Source organism: Methylophaga sp. UBA4204 (genome assembly GCF_002379485.1).
In the GTDB taxonomy this organism is placed as follows: domain Bacteria; phylum Pseudomonadota; class Gammaproteobacteria; order Nitrosococcales; family Methylophagaceae; genus Methylophaga.
On record NZ_DFTU01000051.1, the window covers coordinates 11,213 to 15,494 of the forward strand.

Genomic DNA, 4,282 nt, shown 5'->3' on the forward strand with positions numbered 1-4,282 from the left:
CTGAGGCGATTGCGGCAATACGCTATGCCCTGACCGGCAGACCACATTTATCGCAAACCGAAATTGTTATTGTGCCGACCCGTTATCCAACCGGTGGTGAAAAGCAGTTGATTCAGGTGGTCACCGGCAAACAGGTTCCTACCAATAAATTACCGATTGATATTGGGATCGTCTGTCATAACCCGGGGACTGCCTATGCTGTGGGTCGTGCGATTCTGCATGGTGAACCGCTGATTTCAAGAGTCGTGACGGTTACCGGTACTGATGTCCCTCACGCCGGTAATTTTGAAACATTGTTTGGCACACCGATCAAAGATTTACTGGATTTTTGTGAAACCAAACGTCAACCCGATGAGCCCTTTATTCAGGGTGGGCCGATGATGGGTTACAGCTTGGCTGGTGATGATTTACCTATCACCAAAACCGCCAACTGTATTCTGGTCGGGGTGGATGATGTTGCCCCACCTGCTCAGCCGTTACCGTGTATTCGTTGTGGTGATTGTGCAGACGTCTGCCCTGCCAGTTTGTTACCACAACAGCTTTACTGGTATTCACGCCCCAAAGATTTTGAACAAACCCGTAATTACAATTTATTTGATTGTATTGAATGCGGTTGCTGTGATTATGTTTGTCCAAGCAAAATTCCGCTGGTCTCCTACTTCCGGTTTTCCAAAACCGAAATCATGAATCAGCAACGTGAACAGCAAAAAGCTGATCTGGCTCGTGAGCGTCATGAAAGCCGTTTGGCCAGACTGGAACGCGAAAAGCAGGAAAAAGAAGAGCGGCAGCGGCAGCGTAAAGCTGCGTTGGCGGCTTCCAAAGCAGCCAAAGCCAAAGAAGAAGAATCCACCACAAACGCAGAATCAGCAGATTCGGTTACTGAGGAAAAAGCCTGATGCCCATTTTTCGGCTGAGCCCACCGTTTTTAGCTGGAGCTAACCGCGTCACCTTACAAATGCTGCAAGTGCTTGTCGCACTGGTACCAGCAGTAATCGCTATGACATATTATTTCGGTCCCGGTGTGCTGATTAATGTCACCCTTGCTGTGGTGGTTGCCCTGATCAGCGAAGCGGTGATGCTTAAACTTCGTCATCGGCCATTAAAGCCTTTCCTGAGTGACGGCAGCGCTGCGGTAACTGCTATTTTACTGGCATTAGCTATCCCGCCACTTTCGCCATGGTGGATGACGGTAATTGGTGTGACCTTTGCCATTATCTTCGCTAAACACCTTTATGGTGGTCTGGGTTATAACCCGTTTAATCCGGCGATGGTTGGTTATGTTTTGCTTTTGATTTCTTTTCCGCTGGAAATGACCACCTGGTTACCCGTGCAGTCGATTGCTGAGCAACCAATGGGATGGTTAAGTGCCCTGCAATTAATTTTTACCGGTCAGTTTAATGGTTTGGGCATTGATGCTTATTCAGGTGCAACCCCACTTGATGCAATGAAAACGCAGATTGTATTGGATCGACATCCTGAATTTATCAGTAGTCAGGAATTGTTCGGCATGGTCGGTGGGCTGGGCTGGGAATGGATTAATATCTGGTTCGCTTTGGGTGGTATCTGGTTAATTTACCGCAAAGTCATTAGCTGGCATGTTCCTGTCGCCATGATTCTGGCTTTGCTGATCATCAGCAGTATTACCACGTTAATTGACCCCACTGTGTCAGGGTCACCATTATTTCATTTACTCAGTGGTGGCACCATGCTGGGGGCATTCTTTATTGCGACCGATCCGGTCTCGGGTTCTACCACCTTGAAAGGTCGTATTGTATTTGGTGCCGGCGTTGGCATTCTGACCTATGTGATTCGTATCTGGGGCGGCTATCCGGATGGCGTTGCCTTTGCCGTTATTTTGATGAATATGCTGGTACCGTTAATCGACTATTACACTCAACCACGTGTATATGGTGGAGCAACACGATGAAAGCATTATGGAATCAACCGGCATTTCGAGTTGGGCTGATGCTGGGTGTGTTTGCTATTGTGGCCACCACTCTGGTTGCTTTTACTGAAGAAAGTACTCGCGAACAGATCAGAGAAAATGAACGTCAGGCCCTACTCGAAGCGATAAATGTGCTGGTGCCTAAACAAGAATATGACAATAATATCCTGAGTGACACTCTCGTGTTACCGCCGACGCCGCAATTAGGTACCGAGGAGCCAACCGTTGTTTACCGAGCCAGAAAAAACGGTCATCCCGTGGCAGCAGTATTAACCGCTGTGGCTCCTGATGGTTACAGTGGCAGTATCAAAATTCTGATTGCCATATACACGGATGGCACGCTGGCGGGAGTTCGGGTTATCAGCCATAAGGAAACACCTGGTCTCGGCGATAAAATTGATGTGCAACGTGATGACTGGATCCTGCAATTTGCCGGACTATCACTGGAATCACCGGATGAATCACGTTGGAAAGTTAAAAAAGATGGCGGTGAGTTTGATCAATTTACCGGTGCGACGATTACTGCACGTGCCGTAGTCAATGCCATTAAGCGTACACTGGAATTTTTTGAAGCAAATAAGGGTAAGTTGTTTATCCCGGCAGAGGAAAACACATGACAATCTACAATCAGATTATTAAAGAAGGTCTGTGGAAAAATAATCCGGCTTTAGTGCAATTATTGGGTTTATGTCCATTGCTTGCAGTGACCAACACCGTCATCAATGGCCTGGGGCTGGGACTTGCCACCATCCTGACATTAGTGGCTTCTAACGGTATTATTTCCATGCTGCGCCACCAGATTCCCGATGAAGCACGATTACCGGTGTTTGTCTTAATCATTGCGTCAATTGTAACGGCCATTGAATTATCAATGAACGCCTGGTTCCATGAGCTTTACCTGATCCTGGGTATTTTCATTCCGTTAATTGTCACCAATTGTTCGATTATTGCCCGGGCAGAAGCCTTTGCTGCACGTAATCCTGTTACCCCGTCATTACTTGACGGTTTGATGATGGGTATCGGTTTTACCGCCGTGCTGGTACTGCTGGGTGGTATGCGAGAACTGCTTGGCCAGGGCACCTTATTCAGTCAGGCACATTTAATGTTTGGTGAGGCTGCACGTGGTTTAACCATTACCGTCATCGATGATTATCGTGGATTTCTTATTGCGATTTTGCCACCTGGCGCCTTTATTGGTCTGGGACTTATCGTGGCATTGAAAAATGCAATTGATGCCCGTGTGGCGAATCGGACCGAGAAAGTGAAAGCTGAAGTACTGACACCGCAAACCACCACAGGCTAACGATGAATCAAACGCAGCGGCAACAATTTTTCAGCAGACTGCGCGATCACAACCCATCGCCCACTACCGAGCTGAACTACAAGACGCCGTTTGAATTATTGATCGCCGTGATCCTGTCCGCGCAGGCAACCGATGTCGGCGTCAATAAAGCTACCGATAAACTCTACCCGGTGGCCAACACACCCCAGGCCATTCTGGACTTGGGTCTGGATGGTTTGAAAAGCTATATCAAAACCATCGGACTGTTTAACAGCAAAGCGGAAAACGTCATCAAAACCTGCCAGCAGTTAATCGACAAACATGGTGGTGAAGTACCAGATGATCGCGAAGCGCTGGAAGCACTACCCGGCGTCGGCCGTAAAACCGCCAATGTTATTCTCAACACCGTTTTTAAACATCCGGTCATGGCCGTGGATACGCATATCTTTCGACTGTCGAACCGAACCGGTCTGGCGAAAGGCAAAAATGTCCGTGAAGTTGAAGATCGATTGATGAAGGTGATCCCGGACGAATTCAAACTTGATGCCCATCACTGGCTGATCCTGCATGGCCGCTATCATTGCAAGGCACGCAAACCGCTGTGCCGCACCTGTATCATCCGTGACCTGTGCCAATACGAGGACAAGACAGAATGACCCAATACGAAGTGGTTGGCATCGGCAACGCCGTCGTCGACGTGATCTCCCATGCNNGGCTGATCCTGCATGGCCGCTATGTTTGTACCGCCAGAAAACCGCATTGTGATCAATGCATCGTTACCGATTTATGTGATGAATACCGGCGTACTCAACGCCAGCGGAAAACAGCCTGATGGCCATTTTCAGTCAGGATCGTGATGCGTTACGCCAGCAATACCATGATGTATGGCAAAAAATGCAATCCGGACAAATACTTACCGCGCTCGAACAAATGATTGCCGATGTGATTGTGTTACATCCGGAATATCACAACCTGCTCTCCTCCCCGATTCAACCCGGTCAGGAGTATTTTGTGGAAAATGGGCAGACCAACCCCTATCTGCATATGGGCCTGCA

The 4,282-nt window shown here is 48.3% G+C and carries 7 protein-coding genes; all 7 read left to right on the forward strand.

The window, feature by feature from the left end:
- The coding region (gene rsxC, locus B3182_RS07435; RefSeq protein ID WP_292752163.1) for an electron transport complex subunit RsxC at positions 1-896 on the forward strand (896 nt) is incomplete at its 5' end.
- On the forward strand, positions 896-1,927 hold the full coding sequence (gene rsxD / locus B3182_RS07440; protein WP_292354051.1) for an electron transport complex subunit RsxD: 1,032 nt from the start codon (positions 896-898) through the stop codon (positions 1,925-1,927). The genes rsxC and rsxD, both read left to right, overlap by 1 nt.
- Positions 1,924-2,562 carry an electron transport complex subunit RsxG gene (gene rsxG, locus B3182_RS07445; RefSeq protein WP_292354049.1) on the forward strand — a complete coding sequence of 213 codons (639 nt, stop codon included), beginning with the start codon at positions 1,924-1,926 and terminating at the stop codon, positions 2,560-2,562. Before rsxD ends, rsxG begins: the two co-directional genes overlap by 4 nt.
- The gene (locus B3182_RS07450) at positions 2,559-3,248 is read left to right on the forward strand and encodes an electron transport complex subunit E (RefSeq protein WP_292354047.1); all 690 of its coding nucleotides are present in this window, start codon (positions 2,559-2,561) and stop codon (positions 3,246-3,248) included. Before rsxG ends, B3182_RS07450 begins: the two co-directional genes overlap by 4 nt.
- Positions 3,249-3,250: 2 nt before the next feature.
- Complete coding sequence (nth, locus tag B3182_RS07455) at positions 3,251-3,883, forward strand: endonuclease III (protein ID WP_292752166.1); 633 nt, start codon at positions 3,251-3,253, stop codon at positions 3,881-3,883.
- Positions 3,880-4,059, forward strand: coding sequence for a hypothetical protein (locus tag B3182_RS07460; protein WP_349677929.1), 180 nt, complete (start codon positions 3,880-3,882; stop codon positions 4,057-4,059). The genes nth and B3182_RS07460 overlap by 4 nt, the downstream gene beginning before the upstream one ends.
- Positions 4,059-4,282 (forward strand): DUF1841 family protein (locus B3182_RS07465; RefSeq protein WP_292752169.1); only part of this gene is annotated, 224 nt, incomplete at its 3' end. The genes B3182_RS07460 and B3182_RS07465, both read left to right, overlap by 1 nt.

Coding starts and splice junctions, on each gene's coding strand:
- rsxD (WP_292354051.1), top strand. CDS start 896: ATGCCCATTTTTCGGCTGAGCCCACCGTTTTTAGCTGGAGCTAACCGC.
- rsxG (WP_292354049.1), top strand. CDS start 1,924: ATGAAAGCATTATGGAATCAACCGGCATTTCGAGTTGGGCTGATGCTG.
- B3182_RS07450 (WP_292354047.1), top strand. CDS start 2,559: ATGACAATCTACAATCAGATTATTAAAGAAGGTCTGTGGAAAAATAAT.
- nth (WP_292752166.1), top strand. CDS start 3,251: ATGAATCAAACGCAGCGGCAACAATTTTTCAGCAGACTGCGCGATCAC.